This window comes from Paenibacillus aurantius (assembly GCF_032268605.1).
Taxonomy (GTDB): Bacteria; Bacillota; Bacilli; order Paenibacillales; family NBRC-103111; genus Paenibacillus_AO; species Paenibacillus_AO aurantius.
This window is the reverse complement of the sequence record NZ_CP130318.1, coordinates 4,256,780-4,273,633: the sequence shown is the minus strand read 5'-3', so window position 1 is coordinate 4,273,633 and position 16,854 is coordinate 4,256,780. Positions and strand designations below refer to the sequence as shown.

Genomic DNA, 16,854 nt, shown 5'->3' with positions numbered 1-16,854 from the left:
CCTCTCAGCGATTCTCGCTGCTGTCATGAAGTCTTCAGTCGATCGGAATGCCCGTTTCCGGCATAGCGGCGGCGGGAAGCTTCAGGCTTCCGTTCGGCTGCAGGCTGCCCATGTCGTTCGAGCGGATTTCGGAAGGGGAGAAGGTATACAGATTGGTTCCGCTATAGAGGATCCGGTTGATATACTTGTTCCACTCGCCTCCACCTTGTCCTGCTTTGGCGATGTCCTCTTCCGTCAGGTGCGTGATCTTTCCTTTCAACGTAAAGCCTTTCTGCAGATCGATGCCGTAAACGTAGGCTCCCTGGTAGGCAAATTCTCCGTAGGCGGGGAAGCCTGCCGGCTGATTCGGCGTCTGCTTCGGGTTGATCTTGGCTACGGTAACCGGGAAAGCCATCAGGTTCTTCTCCTTGGAGAAGAGGAGGGCCTTATGGTTGTGCAGAAGCTCCGAATCGGTTCCCCGGTTTCCGATGGCTTCCTTGAAGAGCTCCACGGGGTGGGCCACATCCGATACGTCGAACATGGCAAGCTTCATCCCCTGGTAAAAGGCTTGGGTGGATTCCTGACCCGGGAAGGGATTCTCCACGGCGGTCTCGATCGTATCTTTGCCGAACCCGATCAGATGGGTTTCATCGTACGGATGCAGGTAATCGCTGTACCCGGGGATCTTGAGGCTGCCGAGCACCTTCGGTGACTGGGGATCCGACAGGTCGATGGCGAACAGCGGATCCACCTTGCGGAAGGTGACCATATAGGCTCGGTTCCCCAGGAAACGGACGGAGTAGATTCGTTCACCTGGAGCTAGACTTTCGAGCTTGCCTGTCACCGTCAAGGATTCATCGAGCACATACACGTTGTTCTTGGAGATCTGTTCGCCTTGGGCCCACATGTCTCCCTTGGTGGTGGCTATCCGGAAGTAGCCGTCCCGTTCATCCATAGAGAATTGGTTGAGCACCGAGCCGGGCACCTTGCCCGTACCTGCGAACCTCAGACTTCCCTGATCCAGACGGAACTTGTAGAGCGAAGTCGTCTGCTCCGGAACGGGAGGCTGCTCAGCGGACGGGCTGGCGGGAGTGGAACCCGCCGGACGCTTGACCATGGGCAGGATTCGGACAGGACCGCCGTATGGGGAAACCGCCACATACAGATGGTCGGTCGAAGCATAGACATTCTGTCCGGAGCCCAGATAGGACTGGACGTCGGCCTTCTGATCCGGCCGGTCGAGGTCAAAGCCGGCCACCATCAAGTAGCTGTTCTTAACCGAGTCGGGGAAATAGCGGATTCGGTCATAGCCGACGGATTCCCATTGCGAAGAAACCGCACTGTCATGGAAGAGGGGAGCGGGCTGTTCTCCTTGTTCCTGTTGAATCGAGTATAGGTCCAGGAAACGGTTCGCGATCAAGTAAACCGACGAGCCCACCTTTCGGGAAGAGAGGTAATTCCCTTCAAGCTCCACTTCCCGGCTTAGAACCGGCTTCGTTTTGTCAGCGGTGTCATAGACAAGCACTTTGGTTGTGCCGCTTCTTATCGGCATGATCATTTTTTTGGCGTTAGGAGCAGGGACGTCCATCGGTTCCGCAAAAGAGGTCCCGAGGACGAGAAGCCGGTTTCCGTCCACATAAAGCTCCCGCGGCTGGAATTCCCCGCCCAGTTCAATGGTGGAAGAGAGCTTCAATTCCCCGGAAGCCCGGGCGATGAACACCCGGTTGGCGTTGACCTGGTACAGGTAGTCTCCATCGGTCTTGACGATGTCCGCTTCATCGACCCCTTCTGCTTGAACGTTCGTGCCCGAATAATCCGGGCCCGCGGAGGAAGGGGCGCGGGCAGCCGTCGCACCGCTTGCCGCCGAATCGGCGGAAATGCTTTTCTCTGCGGCCCCTGCAGGCACAGGCCCTTCGGTCATGGACTCGTTAACCAGCTTCTTCAAGTTGTCATAGCTCCCGACGACCGGGAGAAGTCCCGCATCGCTGTCGATCGTGACCTGCTTGCGGATGCCGTCCCACTTGACGATGTAGCCGAACGCTTCGCTGAAGAATCTCAGGGGAACGAAGGTCCGGCTGCCTTCCAGCACAGGGGCGGCGCCCAGCGTCCAAGGGGAGCCGTTACGGACGGCCGACGTGCTGCCGATCGTCAGCTTGACCGACGTATCTCCTTTAACAGCGGTGACGCTCTGTTCCTTATGGTTCCATTCCACTTCGGCTCCAGCCGCTTCCGCCAGGTTGCGCAGGGGAACCATCATCGTCCCGTTCATCAGCTTAGGGGAGGCGTCCAGCGTCATAGCCGCTCCTTCCAGGAGCAGGGTATACTCGCTGCCCGGGCCGGCCGCTGCCGGTGGGGCGGGGGAGGCACTCGACGTCAGCAGCAGGGCGGCGGATAAAGCCGGTACCATCCATATTCGTCTCATGGCCGTTCACCTTCTTTCTTTAAAGGGTAGGAAAAATTGTCCATCTGCCCTCTAAACGTTGGCAGAGCGGTTATTGTTGCAGAGACCGCAAGGATTCGCCTCCCTAACGGAACAAAACCCTTCCGTCGTTAGGACCGGAAGGGCGGGAACCTCTTATGGCGCGGGATCCACCGCTTATTTCGTCAGGTCTTCCATCTGCTCGATAAGGCTCTTGAACACGCTCATCGCCTGCTTGATCGGCTCCGGCGACGACATGTCGACACCCGCACGCTGCAGGATGTTGATGGAATAGTCGCTTCCGCCGCTCTTCAGGAACCCGAGGTAGCGGTCGACGGCCGGCTGGCCTTCGTCCAGAATCTGCTTCGCGAAGCTCGTGGCCGCGGAGAAGCCCGTGGCGTATTTGTAGACATAGAAGCTGTTGTAGAAATGGGGAATGCGCGCCCATTCCATCTCGATGTCCTTGTCGACGACCATTCCTTTGCCGTGATACAGCAAGTTCAGGTCGTAGTAGATTTTGCTCAGCTCCTGAGGAGTAAGCGAATCGCCCGCTTCGGCTCTTTCGTGCGTAATCTTCTCGAACTCCGCGAACATGGTTTGGCGGAACACGGTCGTGCGGAATTGATCGGCATAGTAGGTGAGCAGGTACATTTTGGCCTTCGGATCCGTCGTCTTCTTCAGCAGATAATCCATGAGAAGGGCTTCATTCAGCGTAGAGGCCACTTCGGCAAGGAAGATCGTATACTGCGCGTACCGGTACTCCTGATTCTCGTCGGACAGGTAGGAGTGCAGAGCATGGCCCATCTCATGGGCAAGCGTGAACATGCTGTTCAGGTTGTCCTTGTGGTTCAGCAGCACATAAGGATGAGTGCCGTAGGCTCCCCAGCTGTAGGCCCCGCTGCGTTTTCCCTCGTTCTCGTAGATGTCGATCCAGCCGTTCTCGAATCCGCTCTGCAGAACCTTCAGGTAATCGTCGCCGAGCGGCTTCAAGCTGTCCTGGACCATCTCCGTCGCCTGCTGGTAGTTGATGTCCCACTTGAATTCTTCGACTAGGGGGGCGAACAGGTCATACATATGAAGCTCGTCGACCTTCAAGAGCTTCTTGCGGAGGTTCATGTAGCGCTGCAGAAGCGGCAGGGACTCGTGAATCGTATCGATAAGATTCGTGTATACTTCCTTCGGAATGTTATCTCCGTAGAGGGACATTTCGAGAACGGAAGGATACTTACGGGCTTTGGCATAAAAAATATTTTTGGAAATGTTGGCGCTGAGCGTGGCCCCGATCGTGTTCTTCTGCTTGGCGTAGGTGGCATACACCGCTTCGAACGCATTCCGGCGCACATCCCGGTCCTTGCTCTCCAGAAACTGGATGTAGCTGCCGTGGGTAAGCTCGACTTCCTTGCCTTCTTCATTCTTGATCTTCGGGAACTTCATGTCCGCATTGTTGAGCATTCCGAAGATGGTGCCCGGGGCCTGGGAGAGGTTTCCTACTTGGGCCAGAAGGGCTTCTTCAGACTTGCTGAGAACGTGCGGCTTCTGGCGGATCATTTCCTCCAGCGTCCGCTTGTAGAAGCTCAGGTCCGGATTCTCCATCAGTTCCTTCAGCTTGGCTTCGGACAAGCTCAAAATTTCCGGCGTCACGAAAGACAGCGCTTCGCTCACTTCGACACTGAGCTTTCGGGACTTCTCGGACAGCGCCTGGAACGAGGGCTCCGCGGTATCCTCATGGTGCTTCATGTTGGCGTATACGTATAAGCGTTCGGTATGTACGGAGATCTCATCCTCGAGCGCGAAGCATTCTTTGATGGCATGGGGCTCATTCAGCTTGCCCTGGTAAGGCTCCACTTTCTTCAGCAGGTCTTTGACTTCTTGGTATTCCCGGTCCCATGCTTGCTGGTCGGCAAACAGGTCCTCCAGCTTCCATTGGTGCTCCTTCGATACGTCTGAGCGTTTTGCTACTTGATTCATGGGAACCCTCCTTGATTGGTTGGTGGACTGAGGCGCCGCCCGCCCGCCGGCGGATGACACCGCAACGGTGCTGCCAAGCAGGCATACCGTCACCAGAACGGGGATAATCCGCATTATGGCATTCTCCTAAGCTTTTTCGCTTAGTATGGGCGGCCGTTCCTTTAATTATAAGGCGAAGCCGGGGAAGATTTCCAGTAAACCTTCCCGTAAGGATGCCATTAACGGCCGGCGTTGAGAATCGTGTACATGAGCAGGAAGAAAGAAACCACGATCATGACGAGCGCGATCAAGGCGAGCGGGCGGCGGGCCTGCGGCGCCAGGGTGTCTTTTTTGATAATGAGAAGGAGGGCCAGGCAGAAGGAGACGATGATAAACGTGACGATTAACCCGTAATCCAAGGAGCGTTTCACCTCTTTATGGTATGGAATATCCTTAGGCACTTGCTAAGCTAGCCTGTCCGGTCATAAGAATGGCCGCCCCTTCCTTGGAGAAAGCTAGAGCGGAGAGAATTCATCGACAGGAGAGGATCTACTTGAAGCATAACGGAAACGGCATGCCGGGGGAAGACCTGACGGTCGCCGGTTACCTTATCGCCCAGCTGGAGGCTTGGGGCGTTAAGCGCATCTACGGCGTAATCGGGGATGCCAATCTGCGGTTTCTGGATGAACTCAGCCGCAGCTCCGCCATCCGTTACATAGCCTGCCGCCACGAAGGAGCCGCGGCGTTGATGGCGTCCGCCGAAGCCAAGCTGACGGGCCGGATCGGCGTATGCCTGGCGACGAGCGGTCCGGGAGCGGCCAACCTGGTTAACGGGCTGGCGGATGCGGCGATGGATTATGCCGGCGTCTTGGCTATTACCGGTCAGGTGGAAACGTCCAAGCACGGCACCCGCACGAAGCAGTTCGTCAACCAGCAGCTCTTGATGCAGGCGCTGACGGACCAATCCCGCGAACTGGTGAGCGGGCAGGCACTGCCGGAGCTGCTACACGGTCTGCTCGTTCAAGCTCTTCTGCACGGCAAGGCAGCTCACCTTTCGGTTGCCAAAGATGTGTGGGAGCAGAAGCTTACAGGCCTTCCGATCCCTTATGGGAGCTATCTGCATCAGCCGCTGCTCACCCCCAGGGAAGCACTGGAAAAAGCGGTAGAGGAGCTTTCCCGGGCCGCGAAGCCGGTCCTTTATGTAGGAAGCGGAGCCGGGCAGGTGAAGGAGGAAGTTCTGTCTCTGGCGGAGCTGCTGGAGGCGGCCGTCATCACGACCCTTCCGGCAAGGCCCCTGTTTCCTAACGATCACCCCCGGTACGCCGGAGGGCTGGGCCAGGCCGGAAGCGAAGCGGCAACGGTGCTTCTGCGGGAAAGCGACCTGATCCTCATGCTGGGCGCTACCTGGTGGCCGGACGATTACGTGCCGACGCAGGCGCGTCTTATCCAGATCGACCGGTCCCCGGCCAACCTTGCGGTCGGGCATCCGCTTCTCCATGGAATCGTAGGAGATCTGGCCGATTGCCTGCCGGAGCTCTTAGCCATGGTGCGGAGACTGCCGCAGGCGGACCGCGCCGCATGGGTACGCCGAACGGCGGGGGTTACGGCGGAATGGAACAGCCAGCTCCTCATGGAGGCTGCGCGGGAAACGCATCCGCTCTCTCCCCAGATGATCATGCGGGAGATCGCCGACGCGGCTCCACCGAATGCCGTAATCGCTGTGGATACCGGAGATCACACCATTTGGTTCAATCGGATCTACCAGGCCAAGCGGGACCAGACCGTGCTCGTCTCGGGCCGCTGGCGGACACTGGGCTTCGCGCTTCCGGCCGCCATTGCGGCAAAGCTTGCCCAGCCGGAACGCCCGGTCCTCGCCATCGCTGGAGACGGAGGCTCTATTCAGACGATGATGGAATTTCTGACGGCCGTCGAGCACAAGCTCCCTCTAACCGTCCTGATCCTCAACAACGCAAGCTACGCCATGGAAGCGAACCGGATGAAGAAGGCCGGACTCGCTCCGCTTGGAAGCTCGATCCGGAATCCGGATTTCCCCAAGCTGGCGGAAGCGTGCGGGGGAGCGGGGGAGAGAACGGACAGCTTGACGGGCCTCCGGGAAGCTCTCCAGAAGGCATCTTCTTCTCCGGTCCCTTTCTTGATCGAGGTCATCACAGCTCCCGAAATGGCTCCCCACACGAAGCTGTAAGCACTTGCTCCATAAGGAAAGCCGGGTTCCTTGGACAGGAGCCCGGCTTTTCCTTGTTCGCCATGCTAGGGCGTCATCATCCGATTAGGCATCCGGCAGCTCTTGACGGCGGCCGACCCGGTTCCGCATATAGCCCAGTCCCAGGATGAGGAGAACGACAACAGAAATGACCGTCCATTTCCCCCAAACCGGATGGAGCAGGTTGTCGTGCACCACCGGCTCCTCCACGATCATTTTGGCGGCGGTATAGGCCAGGATCCCGGCACCGGCATAGATCACAACAGGGAAGCGGTCGATGATCTTCACGAACAACGTGCTGCCCCAGACGACGATCGGAATGCTTATGAGCAGACCAATAATGACAAGCAGGAAGCTTCCGTGAGCGGCGCCGGCGACGGCGAGAACGTTGTCCATCCCCATGGCCGCGTCGGCGATAATGATCGTCTTGATCGCATCCCAGACAGACGTCTTGGCTTCGAGCTCATGACCCTTCTTATCCGTCAGAAGCTTGTAGGAGATCCAGAGAAGCAGGATGCCGCCCACGAGCAGCAGACCGGGAATTTTGAGCAGCCAGGCGACCGCGAGGGTGGCCACGATCCGGATGACAATCGCTCCGAGTGTCCCCCAGGCGATAACCCTTTTCTGCATCTCCTTCGGAACGTTGCGGGCCGCCATTCCGATTACGATGGCGTTGTCCCCGGCGAGGACCAGGTCAATGATGATGATACTGAGCAGTGCGGTAAAAAATTCGGGTGTTAGAAACTCCATACGCCTCTCTCCTCTTCTCGATCTAAGATAGAAACTAAAAAAGCCTTTACCGATTAATCTGCGGTAAAGGCCCATTCTTATTCAAAAAAGACCCTTACCGCTTAATGTAACGGCAAAGGTCTTGCTAACAACTTTCGTTGCCAATAAAACCGGGGATTGCTCCCGAAATGACGGCTTTACTGTACCAGCTACTCCCCTTTGGAAGTATGAAATTGTACAATCATCATAGCAGGAAGCGGATGTGCTTGTCAATTCCCGCTTTTCCGGCTGCTGATTCCTTCCGCTGCGGCCGGTGTCACACCTCTTTAAAGGCTTTCAGGATTTCCTCGCGCTCCTCCTCGGTTCCCTCGAACTTTTCGGGAGCGAACCGGTCCTCCACCCAATGCATGAGGGCCGGGCGGCTGAGAAATTCATGGCATTCCTCGCCCCATTGATCGGAAATTTCGCGTAGGATCAGCGTTTTGCCGTTAACCTCTACGGTGAGCATGTTCCATTTGTCCTTCTTATAGATTAAGTGCTTTTTGATTCCGTGGCTCATTGAAAGACGGCTCCTTCATGGAATAATGTATAATGCGTTACCCTTAACTTTAGCATGATCGGTTCATTTAATCAAAAACGAAGGGAGGGGAAAGCCGGTGAAAATGGGATTGATTTACCAGCGTCCGGATGGTAAAATCCCTTCAAGCCGGTAAGCGCCGGCGCTGTAAAGAGCTGAGCTGAGTAGAGTAGAGGAGAGTGCAGATGAGATGAGCAAAGAGTTTTATGAGCAGACCGGAGTGGCCATGACCTGCCGGTCGTACCGGGAATACGCAGACATGTTCGCGCTGGAGCCAGCGGATCTTGAGGCGGGCCCCATTCTGGATGTGGCGGGAGGAGCTTCTTCCTTTGCCGCCGGAGCCGGCCGGAACGGCTTTGAGGTCATGGCGGCCGATCCCCAGTATGCCATGTCCCGGCACGAGCTGGAGAAGCACGGAAGAGAAGAGATTGAGACCTCCACGGCCAAATTGAAGGGCCTGGCCCACCAGTACGACTGGTCTTATTATGGAAGCCTGGATGCTCACCGGGCCAATCGGGAGCAGTCTTTAAGCCTGTTCCTTGCCGACTTTGAACGGGAAGGGGAAAGGCGGTATAAGCCTGCATCCCTGCCAAAGCTTCCTTTTGAAGACGAAGCCTTTTCCTTGGTGCTTTGCAGCCACTTTCTGTTCCTTTACAACCGCCAGCTGGATTATGATTTTCACTTGGCAGCCGTCAGAGAGCTTATTCGATTGCTCCGTCCGGAAGGGCAGCTAAGGATTTACCCGCTTGTGGATCTTCATTGGCAGCCTTATCCCCATCTGGAGAAGCTCCTAACGGAGCTGGAAGGGGAAGGTATTTCCTCGCGGACGGCCCGGTCCGGACTGCCTTTTATCCCGGGTTCCGACTCCCTGTTGGTTCTGACCAAAAATTCCGGAAAAGTTCTTGGAAAGTAGCTTGATCTGTGCTGCCGCCCGTGCTATAATGGATTTATTCGCCACGAATGGCGATATTTTTAGGAGGTTGTTTACTTGAAAGGTACAGTTAAATGGTTCAACGCAGAAAAAGGCTACGGTTTTATCTCGGTTGAGGGCGGCGAAGACGTATTCGTTCACTTCTCGGCTATCCAAGGCGAAGGATTCAAATCCCTTGACGAAGGTCAAGAAGTTGAATTCGAAATCACTCAAGGAAACCGCGGCGCTCAAGCAGCTAACGTCATTAAATTATAAGCTTCACTAACTTATAAATTAGCGAAACACAGCATTCGGCCCAGCCGGATGCTGTTTTTTGTTTTCCGGCCGGTCCGCTTGTTATTTCCCTGCCTTCCGGTGAAAATAAGAGGATGCACCAAGGAACTCATAATCGCAATAGTAGGAGAGAGTCTCATGATCCGAAACCTGCTCGTAGCGGACGATGACGCTAACATAAGAGAGCTGCTTAGGTATGTTTTGACCAAGGAAGGTTACCGCGTGCACGAGGCGCGGGATGGGGAAGAGGCCGTCCGGATTCTAAAAGACCATTCCCTGGATATGGCCGTTCTGGATATTATGATGCCCGGCCTGGATGGGCTTGAGCTTTGCGGCCTTATCAGGCAAACTTACGACATTCCGATTATCCTGCTTACGGCCAAAGATCAGCTTACGGACAAGCAGCAAGGTTATCTAAGGGGCACGGACGATTATGTGACCAAGCCGTTTGAGCCGCAGGAGCTTGTTTTTCGGATCAAGGCCCTGTTCCGGCGTTACCAGCGGCCTTCCAGCGATACCCTGAACTTGAACCGGATTGTAATCGACTGCAGGAATCGCGAGGTTTCGGACGGCATCTCTGATTTTCTGCTGCCGATGAAGGAATTCGATCTGCTTTCTCAGCTTGCTCACTATCCCGGCCGCTTGTTCTCGAGGGAAGAGCTGATCCGGCTTATCTGGGGAGAGGACTACGAAGGGGACGACCGCACGGTCGACGTCCATATCAAGAGGCTCCGGCAGCGATTTGCGGAGTACGGCGACGATTTCTCGATTGTGACGGTACGGGGGATCGGCTACAAGCTGGAGGTGGGCAAGCGTTGAGATCGTTATATTCCCGTGTCTTTCTCACCACAATTATCGTCGTTCTCGCCAGCAGCCTGCTCGGGTTTCTCGGAGCTAACATGTATTATCATATTAAGCTTAAGCCCTATAACGACGAGAAGCTGATCCGGGTCGCGGAGCAGCTGAAACAATACCTGGAGAGCCATCCGGATAACCCGGAGGAGTTTTTGCAAGAGTCGGCTGCGCTTGGATATCAGCTGTATTGGTCGGATGGCCGGGGAAACGACCGCTTCTATGGCCGGGCCTTCCGTGTGACCGATCTCCCGGACAACGCCATCCGCTCGGTGCTTAACGGGAACCGGTATCATGGGGTGGCGGACTTTCCCGACAAGCCGTTCGTCACCGGCTTCTTCGATAACCGGTTGAGCAATACCGTGGGGGTTCCCGTCTTCCTTGGGAGCCGGCCCTATGGCTTGTTCCTGAGGCCGGACGTGCTGCTTCAGTTCGGGGAGCTGCGACTTTTTTTCGCTTTGATAGGCTTGTTCACGGTTGTCATCAGCGTGCTGTTCTTCCTGCTTAGTACCCGGTACTTGGTGAAACCGATCACCGGCCTGTCCGAGGCAACGAAGCTTATTGCCCAAGGAAATTACAAGCTCCGCCTGCCTGTTAAGAGACATGATGAGATCGGACGGCTCGCCCGGCATTTCCTGACGATGAGCGAGGAACTGGAGCGGGTGGATCAAGCACGCCAGCAGTTTGTGTCCAATGTATCGCATGAGATCCAATCCCCTCTCACCTCCATTCAAGGCTTTGCCAAACTACTGGCCGAGAAGGGGCTGCCGGAGGAGGAGCGTAGACATTATGCTGCGGTTATCGAGGAAGAAAGCCGCCATCTCTCCCAGCTCAGCAAGCAGCTGCTTCTTCTGTCGTCCTTGGAGCAGGGAGAGGAACCGGTTTCCGTCGAGTCTTTCCGGCTCCGGGACCAGATCCGCCAGGCGGTTCAGGTGCTGCAGTGGCAGCTGGACGAGAAGGAGCTGCTGCTGAAGCTTTCGATTCCCGAGCCCTTGCTCCTGAAAGGGGACGAGGTTCTCCTGATGCAGGTGTGGATGAATCTGCTGAGCAATGCCGTCACCTACACACCTCAAGGAGGAAGCATCGAGATTGTCGCCGAGCAGGGGCCGTCTCATACGGCCGTCAACGTCCGGAATACAGGCCAAGGGATTGAACCGGAGCATTGGCCCTATCTGTTCGACCGCTTCTATCGGGCGGACCGGTCTCGTGACCGCTCTACGGGACGAACGGGGCTGGGGCTCGCCATTGTCAAGAAGATCGTCCGGCTCCACGGGGGAACCGTCGGAGTGGCCAGCTCGGAGGCCGGGACGGTTTTTACGGTGACGCTGCCGAATCCGTAATCGGTTGTTCATCTCCCGTTCATCTTCGTATCGTATCCTTTGGTAGGAAACCAAAGGAGGGAACCTCATGTATTTGGCTATTCGGGAGATGAGACATGCCAAGGCGCGATATGCGCTAATAGGGACGGTCATGCTGCTGGTCACCTTGCTTGTCCTGTTCGTGACTGGACTGGCCCAAGGATTGGCCTATGACAATGCCTCTTCCATAAAGAACCGGGCGGCGACGCATTATATCCTGGGTCCGGATTCCAACCACCGGTTGACCCGGTCGCAGGTGAACGGGGAACAAGGGAAGGAAGCCCTCCGGATTGTCGGAGAAGGGAATGCCGAACCGTTTGGTGTGCAGATGGCAACCGTCCTGGCCTCAGGGGAGGCAAAGAAGCTGGATATAACCTTCCTGGGGGTTAATCCGGAGGGGTGGATGGCGCCGGGTCTGGTTGAGGGCTCTCCGCTTTCGGAGAAGGGCCACGTTCTGGTCGACCGCAGCTTGTCCGAAGCCGGAGTCCGTATCGGCACGATCCTGAAGGATCAGGCGTCGGGCACGGAATGGACGGTGGGCGGGTTCGTGGAGAAGGAGTCGTTCAGCCATACCCCTGCTGTATTCGTCAGGATGACGGATTGGCCGGCTCTCCAGGCCGCCAATGGAAGCCGCCTATCGTCACCGGAGGGATTCACGGCAATTGCCGTGAAAGCCTCGAAGGAGCAGGCGAGGGAGCTCGAGGCCGTCCTGCCGAAGGCAGAGGTTATCGGGGCGTCGGAGGCGGTTGCCGCCATTCCCGGGTACAAGGAGGAGCAGGGCTCTCTCCTCATGATGATCGTATTTCTATATGGAATCTCGTTTCTGGTGCTGGCGGTCTTCTTCTATGTCATCACCATTCAGAAAACGAGCCAGTTCGGCATTCTGAAAGCCATCGGCACCCGTTCCGCTTATTTAACGGGCAGCGTGGCGCAGCAGGTCCTGATCCTTTCGGCGGTCAGCCTGGTCGTGAGCCTGGTTGTGGTAACGTTCGTTCAGGCTGTCCTGCCGAGCTCCCTGCCGTTTGAGCTCCATCCTTCCGCGATAGCAGGGACGGGTGTTGCGTTCGTCATCCTTTCGTTGGCCGGCTCCCTTGCTTCCGTGTGGAAGGTAAGCCGGGTTGATGCTCTGGATGCGATAGGGAGGGGGGCGGCATGAGCAGACTGAAGCTGATGAACATCAGAAGATCCTTTGAGGATGGGGGAGCGGTTAGAACCGTCCTGGATAACTTGAACCTGGAGGTGGGCAGGGGAGAGATGGTGGCGGTCATGGGGCCATCGGGCTCCGGCAAAAGCACCTTCTTGTCCATCGCGGGGGCGCTGCTGAAGCCGACGGACGGCCAAGTGCTGCTGGACGGCGAATCCCTTCTGGATAAGACCGAAAAAGAGCTGGCCGATCTCCGGCTTCGCCGAATCGGATTCGTCTTCCAGAGCGCGAACCTCATTCCGTACCTCAAGACGGAAGAACAGTTGGTACTGGTTGCCAAGCTTGCCGGAATGGACCCCGGCACCGCCTCGAAGCGGGCCGGCGAGCTGCTTGGGAAGCTTGATCTTTCCCACCGGCGGTCGGCCTACCCGGAGAAGCTCTCGGGAGGCGAGCGTCAGCGGGTCGCCATTGCCCGGGCTCTCATGAACGAACCGGCCGTCCTATTGGCGGACGAGCCGACGGCGAGCCTGGATGCCCCGCGCGGCCGCGAGGTCGTGCAGCTGATGGCGAAGCTGGTGAAGGAGCGGGGGATGAGCGCCGTCATCGTGACCCATGACGACCGGGTCGTGCCGCTGTGTGACAGGGTCCTGGATCTTCACAATGGAGCTCTGGTGGAAAGGAACCAAGCGAGCCTGGTTTAAGGTCTGGAGCTTGTTTTCCAATACCGGTGGCTACCATCCTAAGTCATGATGAAAACAGACCAGCCGGAATTTCCCGGCTGGTCTGCTAATTAAGGAAGCCGCGAAGCTTTTCGCGGCTTTTTCTATTTATGTTTTGCTTTTCTCTTTCCCTTCCTCCGGCTTGTCTACAGCGGCAGAGCTCGCATGGAGCGGTTCGGTGGGCTCTCTGCTTAAACAATCGTCAGAATGTCGTCGATCTCTTTACGGGGCAAACGGCCCGGCGTTTCGGACGGGTGTCCGAGGGCGATGACCATGTTCACCTGGCACTCCTCGGGGATATCCAGAACCTGCCGCAGCTGTTCCTCGGCCAGCAGGACGGGGCCGGTCATCGGACAGGTACCGAGGCCTTTGGCGTGAGCGGCCAGCATGAGGTTCTGGGCAGCGAGGCAGCTGCTCTTGATTCCTTCCTCCGCCCAGACATGCTCGCCGACCAGCTGGACCGGATCGAAGATTTTCTCCCGGAATTTGGACTGGTACGGAGTGGCGAGGCAGACCAGAAGGACGGGAGCCTGCGAGAAGGCCGTCGCATAGGGACCGAAGGATTTCGTCAGAAGCCGGGCTTCTTTGGACAATCCCTTCTTCTCCGCCTCCTCCGCGCGCTTGTGCAGCTGCTCCCAGGTGAGACGCTCAATTTCCTTGATCTTCTCCCGGCTGGTCACGGCAATGAACTGCCACGTCTGCGAATTGGTGTCGCTCGGCGCATAGCGGGCGCAGTCGATGATTTCGCGGATATCCTCCACGGCTACTTCCTGATCGGTATAACGGCGGATGCTCCGCCGGTCGAGAACAATGCTTTTGAATGCCTGATAATCCATTGCTAAACCGCCTTTAAGTAAAATAAGTTCTTTAACTCGCAACGCTTCTCAATCTTAAGACCTGGTCCTAAGGCTATTCTTATTATAACGGCCCTCCCGGGAAAAGCAAAGATAGGTTCCCGATTCCCTTGCTTGGGCTAGAAGGGGCTTGCGGAGCTCCCGGCGGGGGCAGCACTCCTTCGTCGGCTTGTTATAGAGATTCCTCCCCGGATTTCCGGAGCGACAGCCGGCCGAACACAAAGAAACCGACCGTGCTGATCCCGGCGAAGGCGGTCGCGGTTAAGTAGACCTCGTGTCCGCCGTACACATCGAAGAGCTGTCCTCCGAGGAAGCCGCCAATGAGGCCGGACAAGCTGCCCCACGTGACGTTAAAGACGGCCTGGCCGGTGGCCCGGAAGCGGTCTGGAACGATTCCCTGGAGGTAACGGAGCGCGGTAATCAGGAAGATGCCGAAGGACAGGCTGTGCATCGTCTGAACCGCCAGTATCATGCCGGGAGTAAGAGGCAGACTCATCAGAAAGAACCGGACGGTATACATCAACCCCGCAAAAGCAAGCAGCGGCAGCTCACGGAAGCGATCCCCGTACCGGGAGAGCAGGAGAAAAAGGGGGATTTCGCTCAGGGCGGAAACCATCCAGGACGAGCCGATGACGGCTTGGCCGGCCCCCCGTTCCAGCAAATAGAGGGACAGGAACCCGTCGTTGATCCGGGCCGCAACGGCAAGAAGCAGCACGAGAAGAAGGAAGACCGTCAGCCGGGGAGCGAGGAGAACCTTCCCTAATCCGGTGAACTGCATCTTCTTGAAGCCGGCCCCCCTGGCATCCTTCAGCAGAAGAGAGAGAAGGAGAGCCAAAGCGACGTTCCCGATGCAGAGCAGCGCCATTTTTCCGTGCGTAGGGGTCTTCAGCAGCAGGCCGAACAAGAGGGCCGCTACGGCAAAGCCGATAGAGCCCCAGACCCGGTAGGAGGCGTAGCTTTTGCCCGTCTGCTTCGTATGAAGCAGAATTTGGCTGTCGTTCAGCATATTGACCGGAGTTTGAAAGAAATAGTAGAGGGTCAGGAGAACGAAAATAACCGGGTAAGCCTCCGCCCGGAACATAAGGAGAATGAAGACAAGCTGTCCGGAGAGGATGGTCGTTATGATTTTCTTGATAGTCTGGAACCGGTCGCTCGTCACGCCCCAAACCAGATTGGCGATAATGCCAACGGTCGGCCCGATGGAATAAAGCATGCCGAACTGGAGACTGCTGAAGCCAAGCATGTGGAAATATACCGGGAAAATGACGGCGATAAACGCATTGACTCCGTAGTTGGTGAAGGAAAAAAGCTTAAGGAGAAACTCCTGGCTTCTGGATAGGGCTCCGGCGGGCTTCGGAAGGGTAAGGGCAGACATGGGCAAAATTCCTTTGTGAGTTATTTCCTTGAAGTGGGAGAATGGTTTGCCGTAATGGAAGCGGCAAGCCGCTGCTCGGCGGCGGTTTTGCGCAGCACCCAGGCGGCAGCGGCCAGCTCGGCGGCAACCCCTAACGATTGAGCCAGTGCTCCGATTCTGGCGTTCCATTCCGGATGAAAGCCTAAGCATAGAAATAGCGTAATCAAAGTGACGGATACGTTGCAGGCCTGGGACCAGACCATGATTTTGGTTTGGCCGTTAAGCATCAGAATGCCATTGCAGAAATCGAGCCAGGGGAAGATCAGCGTCATGATCATAAAAATTCTTAACGTATGCAGGCTGGCCGTCATCAGCTGTTCGTTAACGCCCATCAGGTGGGTCATGAACCAAGGTCCCGCGGCGGTATAAGAAAGAGTGCCGAGCAGGATAGTAGGAATTAGACACAGCAGGAGGGTGAAGCGGATCACCTGGTCCCGGTCCGCCCGGTAAAAGTTAAGCACGATCTGATGAATATAGCTGAAGAAGCTCTGAACGAGCTGCGTCAGGCTGGCCGCGATGGCAAAGGCGGCGATCGAAAGCTCCATATCCGACGTTTTGCCGAGAATGGCGTTAATGGACGGGCCGACTACGACAGCGAGGAAGGAGGAATAGAGAAGCGGACGATAAAAGGTGAAAACCTCTCCCTTGCGCTCGATCGGATGGTCCTCCAGCTTCTCGGGAATCCGCTTCTTCAGCAGCACGGTTCCTTCCAGGAAGCTGATCAAGCATTCGATGATCATCCCGGTCAGGAAGATAATCGCCCCCACACGGCCGCTGGTCACCTGATCGGTCCGGATGAAGTACTGGGCAAGGGAATACATGCCGACGAGCCGGATGACCATACCGATTGTTAACCAGGTCGTCCTCCGGTTGAAAATAATAAGGCCGTGATATAGACAGCGGACGCCGGAGAATAAGCTTACCCACATGAGAATCCGGTAGACGGCAATAACGTCGGGGACCCTGTCCGGCTCTACGCCGAAGAAATAAGTAAAGATCCACACGCCAAGCGGGGAGTACGAAACAAGGCCTCCGGCAACGGTGATGCAGCCAAACACGACATAGGCTACCGTCCGCATGGCCCGGAAGGAAATCCGGTCCCGTACGAGTGCCGAGCAGGTTTGTCGGAGCAGAACGGCCGGTCGCTCCGTGATGGCGAGCAGGCTCATCGCAATGGCATAGCTCGCTATGACGAGCTCGGGCGTGGAGGAACGGGCCAGGGTGCTGTTAATGATGACATGGGAAATCGTGACCAGGCTGGCGGACAGCCCTAACGGCAAAAAGAAAGCGAGCAGCCGGATAAGCGATACGGGACGGGCGCTCGGGGAGATGGATGAGACGGCGGTGCCGGGCTGTGACATGATTTTCTCCTTTATAAGGGCGGTTCTTTCTCCGGTTGGTTTCTTTAGAATTTTACCGCCTGGACGGGTCCCCGTA

15 protein-coding genes are annotated in these 16,854 nt (G+C 56.7%); 7 read left to right on the top strand and 8 right to left on the bottom strand.

Annotation, left to right across the window (positions count from 1 at the left end; genetic code table 11):
* Positions 1–34 precede the first annotated feature (34 nt).
* The 3 genes from MJA45_RS19395 to MJA45_RS19385 all read right to left on the bottom strand — a co-directional run bounded on the left by MJA45_RS19395 (position 35) and on the right by MJA45_RS19385 (position 4,764).
* Positions 35–2,401 carry a beta-propeller domain-containing protein gene (locus tag MJA45_RS19395; protein ID WP_315603547.1) on the bottom strand — a complete coding sequence of 789 codons (2,367 nt, stop codon included), beginning with the start codon at positions 2,399–2,401 and terminating at the stop codon, positions 35–37.
* 174 nt (positions 2,402–2,575) lie between these two features.
* Positions 2,576–4,366 carry an oligoendopeptidase F gene (pepF, locus tag MJA45_RS19390; RefSeq protein WP_315603546.1) on the bottom strand — a complete coding sequence of 597 codons (1,791 nt, stop codon included), beginning with the start codon at positions 4,364–4,366 and terminating at the stop codon, positions 2,576–2,578.
* A gap of 218 nt (positions 4,367–4,584) precedes the next feature.
* Positions 4,585–4,764, bottom strand: a complete 180-nt coding sequence (locus tag MJA45_RS19385) for a hypothetical protein (RefSeq protein ID WP_315603545.1) — start codon at positions 4,762–4,764, stop codon at positions 4,585–4,587.
* A gap of 134 nt (positions 4,765–4,898) precedes the next feature.
* On the opposite strand from MJA45_RS19385, the gene MJA45_RS19380 reads away from it, so the two are divergent.
* A complete protein-coding gene (locus MJA45_RS19380; RefSeq protein WP_315603544.1) occupies positions 4,899–6,548 on the top strand; it encodes a thiamine pyrophosphate-binding protein in 1,650 nt (549 codons plus the stop codon).
* 84 nt (positions 6,549–6,632) lie between these two features.
* Here the strand turns inward: MJA45_RS19380 and MJA45_RS19375 are convergent, their stop codons facing one another.
* Together MJA45_RS19375 and MJA45_RS19370 are read right to left on the bottom strand one after the other, a co-directional pair.
* On the bottom strand, positions 6,633–7,316 hold the full coding sequence (locus tag MJA45_RS19375; RefSeq protein ID WP_315603543.1) for a TerC family protein: 684 nt from the start codon (positions 7,314–7,316) through the stop codon (positions 6,633–6,635).
* A gap of 295 nt (positions 7,317–7,611) precedes the next feature.
* On the bottom strand, positions 7,612–7,854 hold the full coding sequence (locus MJA45_RS19370; protein ID WP_315603542.1) for a hypothetical protein: 243 nt from the start codon (positions 7,852–7,854) through the stop codon (positions 7,612–7,614).
* 208 nt (positions 7,855–8,062) lie between these two features.
* Here MJA45_RS19370 and MJA45_RS19365 point away from each other — a divergent pair, with 208 nt between their 5' ends.
* The 6 genes from MJA45_RS19365 (at position 8,063) to MJA45_RS19340 (ending at position 13,131) form a co-directional block, all read left to right on the top strand.
* Positions 8,063–8,785 (top strand): class I SAM-dependent methyltransferase, encoded by a 723-nt coding sequence (locus tag MJA45_RS19365; protein WP_315603541.1) that lies wholly within the window; start codon positions 8,063–8,065, stop codon positions 8,783–8,785.
* 75 nt (positions 8,786–8,860) lie between these two features.
* Entirely contained in the window at positions 8,861–9,058 is a 198-nt protein-coding gene (locus MJA45_RS19360) for a cold-shock protein (protein WP_315603540.1), read from the top strand.
* Between the two features lie 156 nt (positions 9,059–9,214).
* On the top strand, positions 9,215–9,895 hold the full coding sequence (locus tag MJA45_RS19355; protein WP_407083059.1) for a response regulator transcription factor: 681 nt from the start codon (positions 9,215–9,217) through the stop codon (positions 9,893–9,895).
* Positions 9,892–11,268: a sensor histidine kinase gene (locus tag MJA45_RS19350; protein WP_315603539.1), complete on the top strand. Its 1,377-nt coding sequence runs from the start codon at positions 9,892–9,894 to the stop codon at positions 11,266–11,268. Before MJA45_RS19355 ends, MJA45_RS19350 begins: the two co-directional genes overlap by 4 nt.
* Before the next feature lie 67 nt (positions 11,269–11,335).
* On the top strand, positions 11,336–12,442 hold the full coding sequence (locus MJA45_RS19345) for an ABC transporter permease (RefSeq protein WP_315603538.1): 1,107 nt from the start codon (positions 11,336–11,338) through the stop codon (positions 12,440–12,442).
* The gene (locus MJA45_RS19340; protein ID WP_315603537.1) at positions 12,439–13,131 is read left to right on the top strand and encodes an ABC transporter ATP-binding protein; all 693 of its coding nucleotides are present in this window, start codon (positions 12,439–12,441) and stop codon (positions 13,129–13,131) included. Before MJA45_RS19345 ends, MJA45_RS19340 begins: the two co-directional genes overlap by 4 nt.
* Before the next feature lie 209 nt (positions 13,132–13,340).
* Here the strand turns inward: MJA45_RS19340 and MJA45_RS19335 are convergent, their stop codons facing one another.
* The 3 genes from MJA45_RS19335 to MJA45_RS19325 form a co-directional block, all read right to left on the bottom strand.
* A complete protein-coding gene (locus tag MJA45_RS19335) occupies positions 13,341–13,985 on the bottom strand; it encodes a nitroreductase family protein (protein ID WP_315603536.1) in 645 nt (214 codons plus the stop codon).
* A 190-nt stretch (positions 13,986–14,175) separates the two neighbouring features.
* A complete protein-coding gene (locus MJA45_RS19330; protein ID WP_315603535.1) occupies positions 14,176–15,378 on the bottom strand; it encodes an MFS transporter in 1,203 nt (400 codons plus the stop codon).
* Between the two features lie 20 nt (positions 15,379–15,398).
* The gene (locus tag MJA45_RS19325; protein WP_315603534.1) at positions 15,399–16,778 is read right to left on the bottom strand and encodes a multi antimicrobial extrusion protein MatE; all 1,380 of its coding nucleotides are present in this window, start codon (positions 16,776–16,778) and stop codon (positions 15,399–15,401) included.
* Positions 16,779–16,854 lie beyond the last annotated feature (76 nt).

Coding starts and splice junctions, on each gene's coding strand:
- MJA45_RS19355 (WP_407083059.1), top strand. CDS start 9,215: ATGATCCGAAACCTGCTCGTAGCGGACGATGACGCTAACATAAGAGAG.
- MJA45_RS19330 (WP_315603535.1), bottom strand. CDS start 15,378: ATGTCTGCCCTTACCCTTCCGAAGCCCGCCGGAGCCCTATCCAGAAGC.
- pepF (WP_315603546.1), bottom strand. CDS start 4,366: ATGAATCAAGTAGCAAAACGCTCAGACGTATCGAAGGAGCACCAATGG.
- MJA45_RS19365 (WP_315603541.1), top strand. CDS start 8,063: ATGAGCAAAGAGTTTTATGAGCAGACCGGAGTGGCCATGACCTGCCGG.
- MJA45_RS19335 (WP_315603536.1), bottom strand. CDS start 13,985: ATGGATTATCAGGCATTCAAAAGCATTGTTCTCGACCGGCGGAGCATC.
- MJA45_RS19345 (WP_315603538.1), top strand. CDS start 11,336: ATGTATTTGGCTATTCGGGAGATGAGACATGCCAAGGCGCGATATGCG.
- MJA45_RS19340 (WP_315603537.1), top strand. CDS start 12,439: ATGAGCAGACTGAAGCTGATGAACATCAGAAGATCCTTTGAGGATGGG.
- MJA45_RS19370 (WP_315603542.1), bottom strand. CDS start 7,854: ATGAGCCACGGAATCAAAAAGCACTTAATCTATAAGAAGGACAAATGG.
- MJA45_RS19375 (WP_315603543.1), bottom strand. CDS start 7,316: ATGGAGTTTCTAACACCCGAATTTTTTACCGCACTGCTCAGTATCATC.
- MJA45_RS19395 (WP_315603547.1), bottom strand. CDS start 2,401: ATGAGACGAATATGGATGGTACCGGCTTTATCCGCCGCCCTGCTGCTG.
- MJA45_RS19325 (WP_315603534.1), bottom strand. CDS start 16,778: ATGTCACAGCCCGGCACCGCCGTCTCATCCATCTCCCCGAGCGCCCGT.